Here is a 15,084-nt window from a genome sequence, read left to right as displayed (position 1 = left end):
GAATGGGCCGACAGAAATTCGCTTCCGTTGCGCGCAGATTTGTGTATGCTGCAGGCATGGTTCAACGCATGCCCCTCCTGCGTTGCCCGGCGATCTATTGCGCCGTGGCCCTGTTTTCCTTCCTTGCGTACGCCCCTGCCTGGGGCACCCCGCAAGCGCGCCCGTTGACGCATCGACTGGAGGCGCGCCTGCTGCCCGAGCTCGCCCGCATCGACGTGCACGACATCATCGAACTGCCCAAGGACTTCTTCCAAGACGTCCCGCAAGACACCCCCCCGGTGCTGGAACTGCGCATGGCCCGGCAGGTGGAAGTGTTGCAGGCCGTCCTGCATGCTCCGGCGGAGGATGGCGCCCCCCGACAGATCGCCGTCCCTGTGGAGCAGGAAAACGGCCGCCTGCGACTTCTGCTGCCCGAACAGGCCGCAGGTGGCGAGCTGCACCTGCACACGCGGTGCGTTTTTCAGGAAGACGTGGATGAAGCCCCCGCCAACATGGACAATCCAGGATTCGGCGTGGAAGGCGTCATCCACCCCAAAGGCGCCATGCTCCTGGCCGGCAGCGGCTGGCATCCCGTCTCCGCCCAACCAAACGGCGACCGCTTCCACATCACGGTGCGCGCGCCGGCGGGCATGCTCGCAGTGACCACCGGCACCCTGGTGGCATTTTCGGAAGCTGACGGGGAGAGCCTCTCCGTCTGGGAGACCATGCCCGTCCTCGGCCCGTTGCCCCTGGCCGCCGGATGGTGGGAGGTGCAGGAGTCTCGCGAGGCCGGCGTGCGCGTCCTCACCTGTCTGACCAAAGACACCGCCGCCCTGGCGTCGCGCTATCTGGAGGCCTCGGCACGCTGGATCCGGTTCTACGAACGGCTGCACGGCCCCTACCCCTTTGCCCAGTTCCTGGTGGTGGAAAACTTCCTGCCCACGGGCTACGGCTTTCCCGGCTTCACCCTGCTGGGCAGCGCCGTGCTGCGATTGCCATTCATCCCGGACACCAGCCTGCGCCACGAAATCGCCCATTGCTGGTGGGGCAACGGCGTATTTGTGGATTACAGCCAGGGCAACTGGTGCGAGGGCCTGGCCTCCTATGTGGCGGACTACCTGGGCGAGGAAGAAAAATCCCCCGACGCCGCCAGGGACTACCGCCTGCGCACCCTGCGCCGCTACGCCCAACTGGCTGCCGGCCCCGAAGATTTTCCCCTGGCACGCTTCGCCTCGCGCATGAGCCCAGCCACCCAGGCCGTGGGCTACGGCAAAGCCATGTTCGTCTTCCACATGATCCGCACCCGCCTGGGAGACGAGGCCTTCTGGAACGCCCTGCGGACCGTATACCGCGAATGGCTGTTCCGGGAAGCCGGCTGGGAGGATCTGCGTCGCGCCTTTGTGGAGCATGGCGGCTGGGACGAGGAGGAAAGCCGGCGCTTCCTACAGCAATGGATCGCCCGGCCCGGCGCGCCCGTGCTGGCCCTGGACGCGGTGCGCCGCCAGCGACGAACCTTTGCCGACCACGACGGGTGGCAGGTGGATGGCGTACTGACGCAGCAGGAACCGGCCTACGCCCTGCCCGTGCGCCTGGAAGTCGGCATGGGCAACGCCGTTGTGACGCGGACAATGTCCCTGCCGCAAGCCCGGGCGGCCTTTTCCCTGGAAACACCGGGCAGGCCGCAGGCCGTGATCATTGATCCGGACGCCCACCTGTTCCGGCTGCTCGACCCGCAGGAAATTCCCGCCACCGTGGACACCCTCAAGGGCTCGGCCACCTGCACCGCCGTGCTGGGCGCAGGAGTGCCGCCGGCATACCGGGAGATGCTGCCCACCCTGCTGGCCGGAATTTCCCAGCCGCGCGCCCGCATCGTGGAGGAAACCTCCCTGCAGGAAGCCGACGTGCACGCCCTGGGGCATCGGGACCTGCTGTTCTTCGGCCAGCCGGAAACCCCCATCGGCCGGCAGTTGCTGGGGCGAATCCCTGCCCTGCCCGAGGCCGCCGCAACCGCCATGCCGGACGTGCACCTGCTGGTCATGCACGGCGATCATGCCGACATGCCCCGCGGCGTGCGCGGGCTGGTGCACCTCGCGCCCCAGGCCTCCGCGCAGGCGGTCTCGCGTCCGGCCTTCCTCATCGGCCATTACGGCCGCTACAGCGTGCTTGCCTTCCGCGAGGGGCAGGCCGTGTTCAAGGACACCTGGCCCCCCGGCGACGGGGGCACCGTCCACCGCTTCACGGAAGAATGATCGGGCCGAACGGCCCTGACGGAAGCGCAAACCCGACCCTCTTGTCACCCAGGGTAAAACCGTGCATATGGGGTATAAACCGGCATGTGCCGGCTCATTTTTGGCACACCGTAACCCGGAGGGGACTGGATATGCGCGCATCCTGTAGTCACATCGTGCGGCTGCTCATATTGGCGGTTGCGATCATGCTCGTCGCCGCGCCGGCCATGGCGGAGACCTGCCAGTACAACACGCCATGGGGCGTGCTGACCCTGCACTTCAACTACAACAACAACACCTTCAGCGGCGACTATCCCCACCATAGCGGCCAGGTGATGGGCGTGCTGACCGGCAGCTCCGCCAAGGGGCAGTGGGCGCAATCCGATGGCAGCGGGTCCTTGCTGTTCAACTTCCACAAGGCTGGATTCCAGGGCAAATGGAACAACGCCTCGGACAAGAACTGGCGGGGCGACTGGAACGGCAAGCTCATCCGCTGCTGGCAGTAGCCGGAGCGTGTTTCAATGTGCTGAGACAAGGACGCTGCGAGAGGGGTCCCTTTTTGCAACAAGTGCTTCCCTCTCGCGCTCTCCCCTTCCAAAACATTGATAGTATCTTATAATTATACCAAAAGTCTTTGGGGAGGGGGGGGGCTGGGGGAACCCCTTTCTACAGAAAGGGGTTCCCCCAGGAACTCTTCTCAAAGATACCTTGCCCTAGCCAAGCCGGCGCAGCAGGGCGGCAATGCCGTCGGGTGTCGAGACCGGTCCCGAGGGCAATGCCGCTGGCGTGAACCGGGGAATGAGTTCGCCCGCGGCGCAGGGCATGGGGATGGGCGTGTCCAGCAGGCCGGCCCGGGCTCCCAGCCAGCCGATGACGGCCGCCGGCCGTACCCCGGCCTCTCGCAGGGCTGCCAGTTCCACGCTGCCGTGCCGCTTGGCCAGACGCTCCCCGGACGCATCCACCAGCAGGGGCACGTGCAGATACTGCGGGGCGGGCGCGCCCAGCAATCCCAGCAAGAACACCTGCCAGGGCGTGGAGTCCAGCAGATCTTCGCCGCGCACCACCTGGGTCACGCCCATGGCGGCATCATCCACGGTGACGGCCAGTTGATAGGCCCAGACGCCGTCCGAACGCCGCAGGGCCACGTCCCCCAGGCTGGCCGGGGCAATGCGCTGCTCGCCGCGACGCGCATCCACAAAGGTTGCCGGCTCGTCGGAACACCGCAACCGCCATGCCGGCCGCCGGCCCTGGGCCTCCCGGGCGGCGCAGTCCCCGGACGAAAGACCGGCGCAGGTGCCGGGATACACCGGCCCGACCTCGCCGGCATGCGGTGCGGAGGCCAGGCCGCGCAACTCCTTACGGGTGCAGTAGCAGGGATAGACCAGCCCGCGCCGCCGCAGATCCTCCATGGCGGCCTCGTACCGATCCAGGTGATGGCTCTGGAAATGCGGTCCCTCGTCCCAATCCAGGCCCAGCCATTCCAGATCGCGCTGCATCTGGCCGGCAAAGGCCGGCCTGGCGCGCACGGTGTCGATGTCTTCCATCCGCAGAATCACCCGGCCGCCGCGGCTGCGGGCCGCCAGCCAGGCTAGCAGCATGGCCCAGGCGTTGCCCAGATGCAGCCGGCCCGTGGGACTGGGGGCCAGTCGGCCCGTGGGAGCACGACTAGAACTGGGCATAAATGAACGGCTGGAAGGTCTTGCCCGCCAGAGGAGCCATGCTGACGGCAAACAGCACGGCCAGCGCCGCCGTGCGGGCCAGGGCAAACACCGGTGACGCCGCCAGCCCCGCGGGCAGGCGCTGGGCAATCCATGACGCCGTGGGCAGGGAGAAGAGCACGCCCAGGAGCAGGGCCGCCTGCACGTCCACGCCGTGCAGGTGCCACAGGACTTCCTTCACCGCCTCCCCGGGCGTGGAGAGGCCAACCAGCGCGCCGTAATAGTCCAGGGCCGCGGCCAGGGTGGGCGCACGGAACAGCGTCCAGCCCAGCATGATGGCCAGCATCAGATACCCATGCTGCAGCAGGCGGGGCATCCTGTCGAAAAAGACAGGGAAGAATCGCTCCAGGCTGATGCACAGGCCATGGTACGCCCCCCAGGCGATGAAGGCCCAGCCTGCGCCGTGCCACATGCCGCACAGGAAGAAGACCATGAACAGATTGAAGGCCGTGCGCGCCGAGCCGCGCCGGTTGCCGCCCAGGGGGATGTACAGGTAATCCCGAAACCAGCTGGACAGCGACATGTGCCAACGCTGCCAGAATTCCCGCACGCTGCGGGCGATGTACGGATAGTTGAAGTTTTCGGCGATGCGCAGGCCCAGCATGCGGGCCAGCCCCACGGCCATGTCCGTATAGCCGCTGAAATCGAAGAAGATCTGCAGGGTGTAGCAGACGAGGCCAACCCAGGCCATGGTCCAGGAAAGTTCCTGAGCCGGGGCGTTGAAGGCGGCATCTGCCACCTTGGCCAGGGTGTCCGCCAGCAGGGCCTTTTTGGCCAGCCCGAGGATGAACCGCCGCGCGCCTTCGGCAAAGCCCTCGCAGTCCAGACGACGGGCGGCAAGCTGCGGAGCCAGGAGGGGATGCCGATCGATGGGACCGGCCACCAACTGCGGGAACAACGCCATGTAGCAGCCGAAGGTCAACGGCGAACGGCTGGCCCGGGTGACGCCGCGAGACACGTCCAGCACGTAGCTGATGCCGCGGAAGGTGAAAAAGCTCACCCCCAGGGGCTGGGCAATGCGCTCCGCCAGGCCCATCCCGGCTGCATCCATAAAGAAATTCATGTACTTGTAATAGATGAGCAGCCCCAGATTCAGCACCACGGCCACAGCGACGGCCCTGTGCTGCCGGTTCCCGGTCCGCAGGGAGGCCACGGCCAGGCCGGCGGCGTAGTTCAGGCCGATGGACGCCCCCAGCACCAGCAGATGCCGCGGTTCGCCCCAGGCATAGAAGACCAGACTGGCGGCCAGCAGGAAGGCGTTGGCCGCCTCCTGCCAGACGCGATGCGCCGCGCCGTCCCGCTGGGCCAGCCACTGCAACAGGGTGTGCCCGGCCAGCACGGCAGGCAGGAACGCCCCCAGGAAAAACATGCTGGAAAAGAGCATCAGCGGCCTCCTGCCGTGCCGTTCTGGCGGAATTGACGGAGCAGTTCAGGTTCCAGCAGCAGCCATCGGCCTTCGCTCTGGGGAGCCAGGGCCGCCGTGAGCCGCACCGGTGTGCCAGGCGTGCCGGGTACCGCCACGCAGAAGACCTCGTCTTCATTGTCGAAGGTCACGGCCATCTCCTCCGCACCACCGCGGATGGCCAGCCGAATGCTCCCGCCTCCGGCGATGCGCTGCACCCGGCCCGTCACCAACACGCGGCCGTGGGCGTCGGCCACCGCCTCAGGCAGGGAGATGACCGTGGGCTCGCGGATGTCCCATGGCTCGTCCACGACGGGCTTTCCCTCCGCGGTCCCGGCCCGGGTCAGTTCCAGGAGCGGGGATCCCAGCACGGCTTCGCCCAGGGCCATCAGCTCGGGATCCATCAGATGCCAGGGCCAGAGCATGCTGCGTTCGGCATAGGCATGCACCAGCAAGGCGGGCTGCTCGTCCCGGAAGAACCGCTCCAGGGCCGGGCGCGTCATGGCGTCGTGATGAAAATGCACAAATGTATGAAAGAGATACGGCAGCGGCGTGGGGAACCAGGGAGTGTCCTTGTCGGTGCCGGGCATGCCGCCCTGGCCTACGTGGGTGGAGAAGTAGGAGTCCGTGGCAAAGAGCACGGCGCTGCCCTGTTTCTGCGGCAGGGCATCGTTGACGATGCGGTAGGGCTTGAGCCAGATGGACGGCATCGCCGCCACCGTGGCCAGGAAGGCCGGGGTGTGGTCGTAGCGCAAGGACAAGGCGTCGGAGAACACCAGCAGCGGCACCACGTCTTCGTCATACACCGTGACGGCGCGTTCATCGCGCAGATGCATGCGGGCCGAGGTGTCCACGTCGGGCAGCCCCGGCAGCCGACGGCGCACGGCACCCACCAGCAACTCGTTGGCCAGACGCAGGCCGCGGCCGTTCCAGTGGGCCGTGTCCGAAAGGACGTTGAACAGCCGTCCCTGGTCCTTGCGTTCCACAAACTCGGAAGACACATCCAGCACGGGCACAGGGGTGCCGGCCATCATGGCCAGGAACTGCTCCTGCCGCGTCTGGCCCTGCTGGTCCTGGATCCAGTCCGGCAGCCATTCCGGATGGATGGTGGTCTTGTTGGGGCCGAGCATGAACAGATAGGCCACGCCCTGCCCCTCGCACCAGGCCTGCAGGCCGGTCAGGTAGGCGCGGCGACGCAGCAGTTCGTCCTGCGCCAGGGGCCTCATGCCCATGTAATCCCGCACGGTGTTTTCGTCGCTCATGACGAAGAACAATTCCCCGTGCTTGCCCAGCAGATGCGCATCCACGGGCACGCCCAGCCAGCGTTCCATGACCATGATGTACGCGGCCACCAGGTGCGTGCGGAAGGGGAAGTGGTCCGCCACGTACAGCTCCACGGCGCGGGAGGCCTCGGCCAGGGGCATGGCGGCGAGATCCGGCCAGGGGGCGAGCGGACGGTTTTCCTGAAGATCCAGGGGGGCGGGCCGGAGCGCAGGCAAGAGCGCCAGCACTGGCGCGGCCAGCAGCAGCACAAACACCACCGTCAGACTGCGGGCAAACAGACCCGGCGAATGTGGCGCGAAACCGTGTGAGCGGGACATGGACAACCCTGAACACGCAACCGTGGAAGAGGATGACGAACGCCGAACAGTGGAGGCTTCAATGCCCCTGGGCAGCGTGCTTAGGCGTTTTTGCCTGACGCGTCATCAGGATTCATGCCGGATTCGCGTAAAACTTTTGTACCTGCGCCAGGCTGCGTCTCACCAGCCAGCCCCCTGCCGCACCAGAGAAAGGCCCCGGGGATCCAGCAACTGCTCCACGCTGCGCGCGCCGCTGCCGGTCACCAGCACCGCGCCGTGCTCCAGGGCCAGCCGGGCCACGTGCCCATTGGCCAGACAATGCCGGGGATGCGCGCACAGCTCCAGCCGCACGCCGTATTCCGCCGCCAGCGCAACTTCCTGCGGTGTGATCAGACCCGGATGCAGCAGCACGTCGGCCCGGGCCTCGATGGCGGCCAGGTTCGTCCCGCGCGGCACGTGATCGCCCAGGGTCTCGCCGTAGACGGCCACCTGCCTTGCCCCCAGCGCCCGCGCCCGGGCCACCAGCTCCTCCAACCGTCCCGGCGGCACATGGGCCAGACACACGCCGGGCACCAGCTCCACATCCAGGTGCAGGGCGTCGGACAAGAGCGCCAATTGCGCCGTCAGCACCGGCTCCAGGGTGGCGGCGTCCACCAGATCGGCCAGATGCACGGCATGCAGCCCCAGGGCCCGGGCGCGGCACAGCATGGCCAGGGGCGCATCGGCACCCAGGCCAAGGCGGGTATGAATATGGAAGTCCGTGCGCATGGAGGGAGGTCGGGGGAACCCGGTTCAGCAACACCCGGTTCCCCCGAAAAAATGCGTCCTTACATCTTGTACTTCGTTTCCTCGACATTGAGCTTTTCCAGCATGTCGCTCCATTTGTCCGCGTCTTCGGTCGTGAGCACGGGGGTGCCGCCGGTCCCGGTTTCCTGAAGCGAGTCCGTGGCGGCCTGGGCCAGCACGTCTTCATGCACGCTGATGGGCGCTTCGGCACGCAGGGCCAGGGCAATGCCGTCCGAGGGCCGGCAGTCCACGCGACGCAGGGCGTCTCCCTGGCGGACCTGGATTTCAGCGTAATAGGTGCCATCCTGCAGGGAGACCACATCCACGCCCACCACGCGCGCGTCCAGGGCCTGCAGGGTGGAAAGGAGCAGATCGTGCGTCATGGGACGGGGGAGCGAGACGCCGTTGAGCGCCAGGGAGATGGCCATGGCTTCCATGGCGCCGATCCAGATGGGCAGAACCGTATTGCCGGCCAGATCCTTGAGCACCAGCACCGGGACCTGGGTGTCCTCATCCAGGGCGAGTCCGTATACCTTCATCTCTACCATGTCGCACCTGCCGCTTTTCCCGCGAGGGAATGTTTCAGGGCCGCGTCGATGCGGACTGGAACCATCATGCCAGAAAAGGACCGGTCTTGTCTCGCACGGATCAGCCCTTCGGGGTCGTGCACATTGACCACGCGATTCCAGGCATCGCGGCCGGTGAGCACCAGCCCGGCGGTGTCCTGACGGCGGGCCGGGCCTTCCAGCAGCACCTCCACCGTATGGCCGACAAAGGTTTCCAGCCGGGATTCGCTGATCTCCTGCTGCAGGGCCTGCAGCCGGGCCAGGCGGTCCAGACTTTGGGCGGGGTCGATTTTCTCCAGCATGGCGGATGCCTTGGTGCCCGGGCGGTCCGTGTAGCAGAAGGAAAAGGCCGAGGCGTAGCGCACCTGGCGGATGAGGTCCAGGGTCTCCTGAAAGTCGGCCTCGGTCTCGCCAGGGAAGCCCACAATGAAGTCCGTGCTGAAGGCCATGTCCGGCCGGGCTGCGCGCAGGGCGTCGATTAATTTATGGTAATGGGCCACGGTGTAGCGACGGCCCATGGCCTCCAGGACGCGGTCCGACCCGCTTTGCACCGGCAGGTGCAGCATGGGGGCCAAGGTGGATTCCTCCCCGAAGGCGGCAATGACGGCCTCGTCCAGATCCTTGGGATGCGACGTGGTGAACCGCAGCCGCACCAGACCGGGCAGCCGGGCCACGGCCCGCAGCAACTCGGCGAAGGACGAGGCGCCGGGACCCAAATCCAGGCCGTAGGCATTGACGTTCTGCCCCAGGAGGGTGATTTCCCGCGCGCCGGCGTCCACCAGACGGCGGCACTCGTCCAGGATGTCCGCAAAGGGGCGGGACCGCTGCGGCCCGCGCACGCTGGGCACAATGCAGTAGCTACACCAGTTGTCGCAGCCGACCATGATGGTGACGAAGGCCTGCGGCGAAGGCGGCGCGGCCTCCAGGTGATCCTCACGCGGCCGCCAGCTTTCGGAAAAATCCAGCAGGGAGATGCGCAAGCGGGGATGCGCCAGCAGCCGCTCCAGGGCCTCCGGGGCCTCGGGCAGGGAATCCCCGCCGAACACCAGCCGCACAAAGGGAAACCGCCGCCACAGCTCCGGGCCCACCTGCTGGGCCACGCAGCCGCCCACGGCGCAAAAGGCGCGGGGATTGGCCCGAAAATACGCCGCCAGCCTGCCCAGCAGGCTGTACACCTTTTGTTCGGGTTTCTCGCGCACGCTGCACGTATGCAGGATGACGCAGTCCGCACCGGCCAGCACCTGGGGCGAAAGCTCCTCGCCCGGTCCCAGCAGCACCGGATGCCGGGCATGCCCACGGGCCACAAGGGCGCGATCCAGCCAGGCGGCGTCGTGCACGTTCATCTGACAGCCGAAAGTCATGGTATGGAATTGCATGGGGGGACTGTAAGCAGTGTTGCAGCGGAAGGGAAGAGCGTGGAGGCGTTTCTAGCCGGCACGATCCGCTTGCGCAAGCCAGTCCAGGATGCGCCCCGCGGCCTGCTGCGGGGAGAGCGCCGCGCCGTCCAGCACCAGCACGCCGGGGGTGCCAGGGACACTGGGAGCGGGCATCTCAAAGGGCACATCCACCCCCGGCACCTCGCCCAGGCCGGGATCCGGCCGGCCGCTGCGGCGGCGCTCCAGGGCGCGACGATACAGCTGCGCCTGCACCAGCCCTTCGGGCCGGGCCGCCTCGCGGGCCATGGCCACCTCCAGGGGCACATGGATGATGACCTCGCCGAAATGCGCCGCCCGCGCCCGGGCTGCCTCCCGCCAGGCGCGACGATGGGCCGTGGCGTCGATGAGCACCACCCTGCCCTGCCGCTGCAGGGCCACGGCTTCGTCCACCAACATGGCATAGGCCCGCTCGCGTTCCTCGGCCGTGTATTCTGGGTGCGGGATATAGACTTTTCGCCGCTCATCCATGGCCAAAAGCACGACGTCCAGCCCTTGCAAGACCAGCGCATCCCGCACCAGCCGGGCGATGGTGGACTTGCCGGACCCGGGCAGCCCGGCGATCCAGAGGAGGGGGAGCCGCACGGGCATGCCGTTGGCGGCGTCTCCGTCCCTGCTCAGCACAGGAACGTCTCCGGCTGTCTGAAGTCGAAGGGCTTGCCCGCCACCCGCTCCATGAACCGCAACAGCCCCTGCCGCACGGCTGGCGGGTGGCCGGGGTACCATTGCGGCGAGGCCACCACCAGGCAGCGGAACACGAAGAACGGCCCAATGACCTCCAGGGCCTGGGCATCTGCGGTGCGGGCCAGATATTCCTCGAAAAAGGCGTCCCACAACTCGCGGAACGGCCCGCGGAATTCCAGCGGTGTTTCGGGATGCATGAGCAGGCCCAGGAGCAGATAATTCACGGCCATGGCCGCCAGATCCCCGGCGGGCTCGCCCCACTCGCCGCGGCTGCGGTCCAGCAGGCCGAAGCTGCCGTCTTCGCTGGTCAGGACATTGAACGGGTGGAAGTCGCCGTGCACCTGGGCCAGCCGATGGTGCAGGGGCTTGAGGGTCCAGCGCCAGTCCAGCAGCCGCTTTTCCAGGGCCAGGAAGCGGTCGGCGGAAAAATCCGGAAAGTCCGGCGGGTAGGCCTCGTCGATCAGCCCCAGAATGCATTCACTGGAGCCGATGAGGTTGCGGATATGCCGCCAGTAGAGGTCGGGATCGGCCTTTCGTGTCTGATGGATGTCCGCCAGCCAGGCCGCCAGGGAGCGGGCCATGACCAGATCCGAGGGGCGGAAGTCGCCGCGGCGGATGCGCTCCAGGTCGTCATAATAGTCGTGCCCGGGCAGCTTTTCCTGGAGGACGAAGAATTCCTCGATGTCATTGCACAGCACCAGCCGCCCCCCCGCGCCCACGTATCCCAGGGCCAGGGACCGGGCATGCCCGGGCAGCCGGGCCGAGGTCTCGTGCTGGAACATGAGGATGGCGGCGCGGTCCCAGTAGAACTGGTGGCCGTATTTGTCGCCGCGCATGGAGGAGAACACGGCCTCGCGGCGCTGGCCGTCCAGCTCGTATTCCACCAGCACGGGCTTGCCGTAGCCGAATTCCTTGATGCCCTGCTTGGACGCTCCGGCCATGGTGCGCACGGCCGTCAGACTGGCCGAGGGGCCGAACCGGGCTTTCAGAAACGCATCCAGGGCCGGAAGTTCCACATCGCGCATAGGACTGCTGCTCCTGAAGAAAGTTTCCGGACGCGTCTTCCGTCCATCCAGGGTGGGGTTCCTTTTTGGTTACGACACTATCCGTTTTCCCTCAAATACGCGTCGTTGGAAAGGGGTTCTTCCGAAAAAGCCTGCTGTTGACGACACGTCTTACGCCAGCCCGGCCATCCAGCGGCCGATGCGGGCGCGGGCGTCTTCGCTGTCCTGCCCCCGCCGGACCTCGCCCATGATGCGGCCGGCATACAGCACCAGGATGCGGTCGGCCAGCAGCAGGGCCTCGGTGAGGTCGCTGGTCACCAGGAGCACGCCGGCCCGGGCGCGCATGGCCAGCAGCCGCCGCCAGACGTCCTCGGTGGCGCCCACGTCCAGCCCCTGGGCCGGCTGTTCGGCCACCACCAGACGCGGATCGCGCGAGAATTCCCGTCCCAGCACCAGCTTTTGCAGGTTGCCGCCCGAGAGCCGGCCGCCCGGCGTGGCAGGCTCGGGCGGGCGGACATTGAAATCCTCAATGAGCTGCCGCACGTCCTGCAGGGCCTGACGACGGTCGATGAGCATGCCGCGGGTGTAGCGGCGGCGGGTGGTCAGCAGATAGTTGTCCAGCAGGTCCAGATTGCCGGCGGTGGCCGCGCCGCGGCGGTCTTCGGGAATCACGGCCAGACCGCGGCCGGGCTCCTCGCCGCTGTAGAAGTCCTGCCAGGAGTGATCCAGCAGGCGCACCTCGCCGCCCTCCGGCGGGCACACGCCGGCCAGCACTTCCACCAGGGGCTTCTGCCCGTTGCCGGCCACACCGGCCAGGGCCACGATTTCCCCCTGGCGCACGGTCAGGGAGACGCCTTGCAGTCCCGGAGCCTGGAGGCCCCGACAGCACAGCACCTCGTCGCCCAGGGGGTGCGCGGCGGCGGCCAGGTGCGCCACCTGGGCCAGATCCACCTCGCGGCCCACCATGGCCCGGATGAGTTCGGACTCGCTGGGGGTGTCCTGCGTCAGATCGTAGCGGGCCACCACTTCGCCCTGGCGCAGCACAGCCACATCCACCGGGGCCCGGGCGGCCAGGGCCATGATTTCCGGCAACTTGTGGGAGATGAAGACCACGGCCTTGCCTTGCGCCACCATGCCGCACAGGGCGTCGGCCAGGATGGAGGCCTCGCCGGGAGTGAGCACGGCGGTGGGCTCGTCGAAGATCAGCACGCTGCAGTCCCGGGCCAGGAGCTTCAGGATCTCCACCCGCTGCCGCTCGCCCATGGACAATGCGCCGACGCGGGCAGTGGGGTCGATCTCCAGCCCGAAACGGCGGCCCACGTCGCGCACCAGGGTGGCCATGCGCCGTGGCGACAGCCAGAACGCCCCGGGCAGCCCCAGGCAGACATTCTGGGCCACGCGCAACTGCTCCATGAGCAGAAAATGCTGATGCACCATGCCGATGCCCGCGGCCAGACTGGCGGCGGGTGTGCCCGGCGGCAGGGCCAAGCCGTCTACCAAAATCTGCCCGGTGTCCGGCGTCAGGGTGCCGGCCAGGATGGACATAAGCGTGGACTTGCCGGCGCCGTTCTCGCCCAGGAGCGCCAGGATGCGGCCGGCCCGGATATCCAGGGAGACATTCCGATTGGCCTGTTGCATGCCGAAGGACTTGGAGATGCCCTCAATGCGAATATGTCCGGCCATCTATCCGCCCTCCCCGCCCAGGGGCACGCCCAGGGACGCCGGCGGCAGATTCCGGCCCGCGGCCCTGGCCTTGGCCCGGGAGAAGACCACCAGCGCCAGCACGGTCATGGCGTAGGGCATCATCAGCAGCAACGAGGATGGCAATGCCGCCCCCATGGCCTGGAGCCTGAGCTGCAAGGCCATGACGCCGCCGAAGAGATACGCCCCCAGCATGGCCCGTTCCGGCCGCCAGGCGGAAAAAATCACCAGCGCCACGGCAATCCAGCCACGGCCGGCGGTGAGGTTGGTGGTCCACAGATGCGTGGCCGCCAGACTCAGATACGCGCCGCCCAGGCCACACAATGCACCGCCCGCCAGAATGCCGATCCACCGCCAGCGCAACGGGGAGATGCCGGCGGCGCGGGCCGCGGCAGGATTCTCCCCGGCCGCCTGCAGGTGCAGGCCCCAGCGGGTGCGGCACAGCAGCAGCCACACGGCCAGGGGCATCACATAGCTCAGGTACACCAGGGGATCCTGATTGAAGAGGGCCGGCCCAAGCACGGGAATGGTTGAAAGCAGGGGAACAGCCACAGGATCAAAGCCCGGTGACACCTGGCCGATGTGTCCCGCACCCAGGGTGTCTGCCAGGCCCACGCCCAGGATGGTCAGGGCCAGGCCCGAGACCACCTGGTTGCCGCCGCAGGTCAGGGTGGACAATCCATGCAGCACGGCCAGCAGGGATCCCGCGGCGCAGCCTGCCAGCGCCCCCAGCCAGGGCGAGCCCGTGCCCAGGCTGACCACGAACGCCGCCAGCGCGCCGCACAGCATCATGCCTTCCACGCCCAGGTTCAGCGTGCCGCTGCGCTCCGTGACAATCTCCCCCACCGTGGCAAAAAGAATGGGCGCGCCGGACTGAATGGCCGCAGCCAGCAACGGCGTGAACATCGCCAGGGGTCCCCACATGTCCGGCATCATGACGTCCTTTTTCCTGACGCCCAGACCAGGCGGCGATGGTTGAGGAGCTGGCCGGACAACACCGCCATCAAAATCGTGCCTTCCAGCACCCCGGCCATGGCTGCCGGAGCCTGCAGCTCGATTTGCAGATTCTCCACCCCCACGCGGAAGCCCGCCAGCAGGAGCGAGAACGCCGCAATGGCCGGCACGCGCAGCCGACCCAGCCAGGCCACCACCACGGCGGTGAAGCCGTAGCCTACCATGATGGAGGGCTGGAGACGATGCACCGAGGCCGAGGCCTCCAGAAATCCGGCCACCCCGGCCAGGGCCCCGCAGCCGCCCATGGCCAGACAGATGAGCATGCCATACGACATGTGGGCAAAGCGGGCCGCGCGGGGATTCTCGCCGCAGGCCACCAGCTCAAAGCCCAGGCGCGTGCGGGAAATCCACCACCAGAAGCCCAGCCCGGCGGCCACGCAATACAACAGGCCGTAATGGATGCGCGAGCCCGGCAGCAGGCCCACCTGGGCGGCAGGGCTGAACAGCTCGGTCATGGGAAAGCCGTAACTCACGGGATCTTTCCACGCGCCGTAGACGAGATACTGCAGCACCAGCACGCCGATGTAGTTGGCCATGAGGGTGGTGATGATCTCGTTCACCCCCAGCCAGCGCTTGAGCAGGGCCGGCCCCAGGGCCCACAGCGCCCCGGCGGCGGCGCCGGCCAGGCACATGCAGGGCAGCACGGCCCAGGCCGGCCAGTGGCCGCCGTGCAGGGCCACGGCCGTGGCGCCCACGGCACCCAGGGCAAACTGCCCTTCCGCCCCGATGTTCCACAGCTTCATGCGGAAACACAGCGCCACCCCAAGGGAGCACAGGAAGATGGGAATGGCCTTGCGCACGGCGTCTTCCAGGGCATAGCCGTGCAGAAAGCCGCCATCCACCAGCAGCCAGACACCGTGCAGGCCGGGCTTGCCCTGCCAGGCCAGCAACAGGGCGCAGACGACCAGTGCGGCGGCCAGGGAAAGCGCTGCAACAAAAAAGCCCCCCCAAGGGAGGGGCTTGGTGCGATCGACAAGTCTGAAGGGCAC

General features: G+C 67.5%; 13 protein-coding genes. 2 read left to right on the top strand and 11 right to left on the bottom strand.

All coding sequences use genetic code 11. The annotated features are described in order from the left end of the window. Positions 1 to 68 precede the first annotated feature (68 nt). Together DGI_RS18745 and DGI_RS08555 are read left to right on the top strand one after the other, a co-directional pair. The gene (locus DGI_RS18745; RefSeq protein ID WP_158407304.1) at positions 69 to 2,228 is read left to right on the top strand and encodes a M1 family metallopeptidase; all 2,160 of its coding nucleotides are present in this window, start codon (positions 69 to 71) and stop codon (positions 2,226 to 2,228) included. A 131-nt stretch (positions 2,229 to 2,359) separates the two neighbouring features. Beyond that, the gene (locus DGI_RS08555) at positions 2,360 to 2,713 is read left to right on the top strand and encodes a hypothetical protein (RefSeq protein ID WP_027192961.1); all 354 of its coding nucleotides are present in this window, start codon (positions 2,360 to 2,362) and stop codon (positions 2,711 to 2,713) included. A gap of 207 nt (positions 2,714 to 2,920) precedes the next feature. Here DGI_RS08555 and gluQRS read toward each other — a convergent pair whose 3' ends face one another. From gluQRS to DGI_RS08500, 11 genes are all read right to left on the bottom strand, one after another. Then, positions 2,921 to 3,886 carry a tRNA glutamyl-Q(34) synthetase GluQRS gene (gene gluQRS / locus DGI_RS08550; RefSeq protein WP_021760512.1) on the bottom strand — a complete coding sequence of 322 codons (966 nt, stop codon included), beginning with the start codon at positions 3,884 to 3,886 and terminating at the stop codon, positions 2,921 to 2,923. Next, entirely contained in the window at positions 3,873 to 5,309 is a 1,437-nt protein-coding gene (locus tag DGI_RS08545) for an MBOAT family O-acyltransferase (RefSeq protein ID WP_021760511.1), read from the bottom strand. Before DGI_RS08545 ends, gluQRS begins: the two co-directional genes overlap by 14 nt. After that, on the bottom strand, positions 5,309 to 6,928 hold the full coding sequence (locus DGI_RS08540) for an alginate O-acetyltransferase AlgX-related protein (protein ID WP_027192960.1): 1,620 nt from the start codon (positions 6,926 to 6,928) through the stop codon (positions 5,309 to 5,311). Before DGI_RS08540 ends, DGI_RS08545 begins: the two co-directional genes overlap by 1 nt. A 159-nt stretch (positions 6,929 to 7,087) precedes the next feature. After that, positions 7,088 to 7,675 carry a histidinol phosphate phosphatase domain-containing protein gene (locus DGI_RS08535; RefSeq protein WP_021760509.1) on the bottom strand — a complete coding sequence of 196 codons (588 nt, stop codon included), beginning with the start codon at positions 7,673 to 7,675 and terminating at the stop codon, positions 7,088 to 7,090. A gap of 59 nt (positions 7,676 to 7,734) precedes the next feature. Then, the gene (locus tag DGI_RS08530) at positions 7,735 to 8,241 is read right to left on the bottom strand and encodes a bifunctional nuclease family protein (protein WP_021760508.1); all 507 of its coding nucleotides are present in this window, start codon (positions 8,239 to 8,241) and stop codon (positions 7,735 to 7,737) included. Beyond that, on the bottom strand, positions 8,235 to 9,620 hold the full coding sequence (miaB, locus tag DGI_RS08525; RefSeq protein ID WP_235619918.1) for a tRNA (N6-isopentenyl adenosine(37)-C2)-methylthiotransferase MiaB: 1,386 nt from the start codon (positions 9,618 to 9,620) through the stop codon (positions 8,235 to 8,237). The genes DGI_RS08530 and miaB overlap by 7 nt, the downstream gene beginning before the upstream one ends. 66 nt (positions 9,621 to 9,686) lie before the next feature. Next, positions 9,687 to 10,316: an adenylyl-sulfate kinase gene (locus DGI_RS08520; RefSeq protein ID WP_235619917.1), complete on the bottom strand. Its 630-nt coding sequence runs from the start codon at positions 10,314 to 10,316 to the stop codon at positions 9,687 to 9,689. Beyond that, positions 10,310 to 11,401, bottom strand: coding sequence for a phosphotransferase family protein (locus DGI_RS08515; RefSeq protein ID WP_021760505.1), 1,092 nt, complete (start codon positions 11,399 to 11,401; stop codon positions 10,310 to 10,312). Before DGI_RS08515 ends, DGI_RS08520 begins: the two co-directional genes overlap by 7 nt. A gap of 150 nt (positions 11,402 to 11,551) precedes the next feature. Next, positions 11,552 to 13,063: an ABC transporter ATP-binding protein gene (locus tag DGI_RS08510; protein WP_021760504.1), complete on the bottom strand. Its 1,512-nt coding sequence runs from the start codon at positions 13,061 to 13,063 to the stop codon at positions 11,552 to 11,554. Beyond that, positions 13,064 to 14,017 carry an ABC transporter permease gene (locus DGI_RS08505; protein WP_144284148.1) on the bottom strand — a complete coding sequence of 318 codons (954 nt, stop codon included), beginning with the start codon at positions 14,015 to 14,017 and terminating at the stop codon, positions 13,064 to 13,066. Further along, positions 14,014 to 15,084 (bottom strand): ABC transporter permease, encoded by a 1,071-nt coding sequence (locus tag DGI_RS08500; RefSeq protein ID WP_021760502.1) that lies wholly within the window; start codon positions 15,082 to 15,084, stop codon positions 14,014 to 14,016. Before DGI_RS08500 ends, DGI_RS08505 begins: the two co-directional genes overlap by 4 nt.

This window comes from Megalodesulfovibrio gigas DSM 1382 = ATCC 19364 (genome assembly GCF_000468495.1).
GTDB classification, from domain to species: Bacteria; Desulfobacterota; Desulfovibrionia; order Desulfovibrionales; family Desulfovibrionaceae; genus Megalodesulfovibrio; species Megalodesulfovibrio gigas.
Note: the sequence above shows the minus strand (reverse complement) of the source record. Positions and strands in the feature narration are given on the sequence as shown.

Excerpts from the sequence above, each read along its gene's own strand:
- DGI_RS08530 (WP_021760508.1), bottom strand. The coding sequence starts at position 8,241 with ATGGTAGAGATGAAGGTATACGGACTCGCCCTGGATGAGGACACCCAG.
- DGI_RS08515 (WP_021760505.1), bottom strand. The coding sequence starts at position 11,401 with ATGCGCGATGTGGAACTTCCGGCCCTGGATGCGTTTCTGAAAGCCCGG.
- DGI_RS08505 (WP_144284148.1), bottom strand. The coding sequence starts at position 14,017 with ATGATGCCGGACATGTGGGGACCCCTGGCGATGTTCACGCCGTTGCTG.
- DGI_RS08535 (WP_021760509.1), bottom strand. The coding sequence starts at position 7,675 with ATGCGCACGGACTTCCATATTCATACCCGCCTTGGCCTGGGTGCCGAT.
- DGI_RS08540 (WP_027192960.1), bottom strand. The coding sequence starts at position 6,928 with ATGTCCCGCTCACACGGTTTCGCGCCACATTCGCCGGGTCTGTTTGCC.
- DGI_RS18745 (WP_158407304.1), top strand. The coding sequence starts at position 69 with ATGCCCCTCCTGCGTTGCCCGGCGATCTATTGCGCCGTGGCCCTGTTT.
- DGI_RS08510 (WP_021760504.1), bottom strand. The coding sequence starts at position 13,063 with ATGGCCGGACATATTCGCATTGAGGGCATCTCCAAGTCCTTCGGCATG.
- gluQRS (WP_021760512.1), bottom strand. The coding sequence starts at position 3,886 with ATGCCCAGTTCTAGTCGTGCTCCCACGGGCCGACTGGCCCCCAGTCCC.
- DGI_RS08555 (WP_027192961.1), top strand. The coding sequence starts at position 2,360 with ATGCGCGCATCCTGTAGTCACATCGTGCGGCTGCTCATATTGGCGGTT.
- miaB (WP_235619918.1), bottom strand. The coding sequence starts at position 9,620 with ATGACTTTCGGCTGTCAGATGAACGTGCACGACGCCGCCTGGCTGGAT.
- DGI_RS08545 (WP_021760511.1), bottom strand. The coding sequence starts at position 5,309 with ATGCTCTTTTCCAGCATGTTTTTCCTGGGGGCGTTCCTGCCTGCCGTG.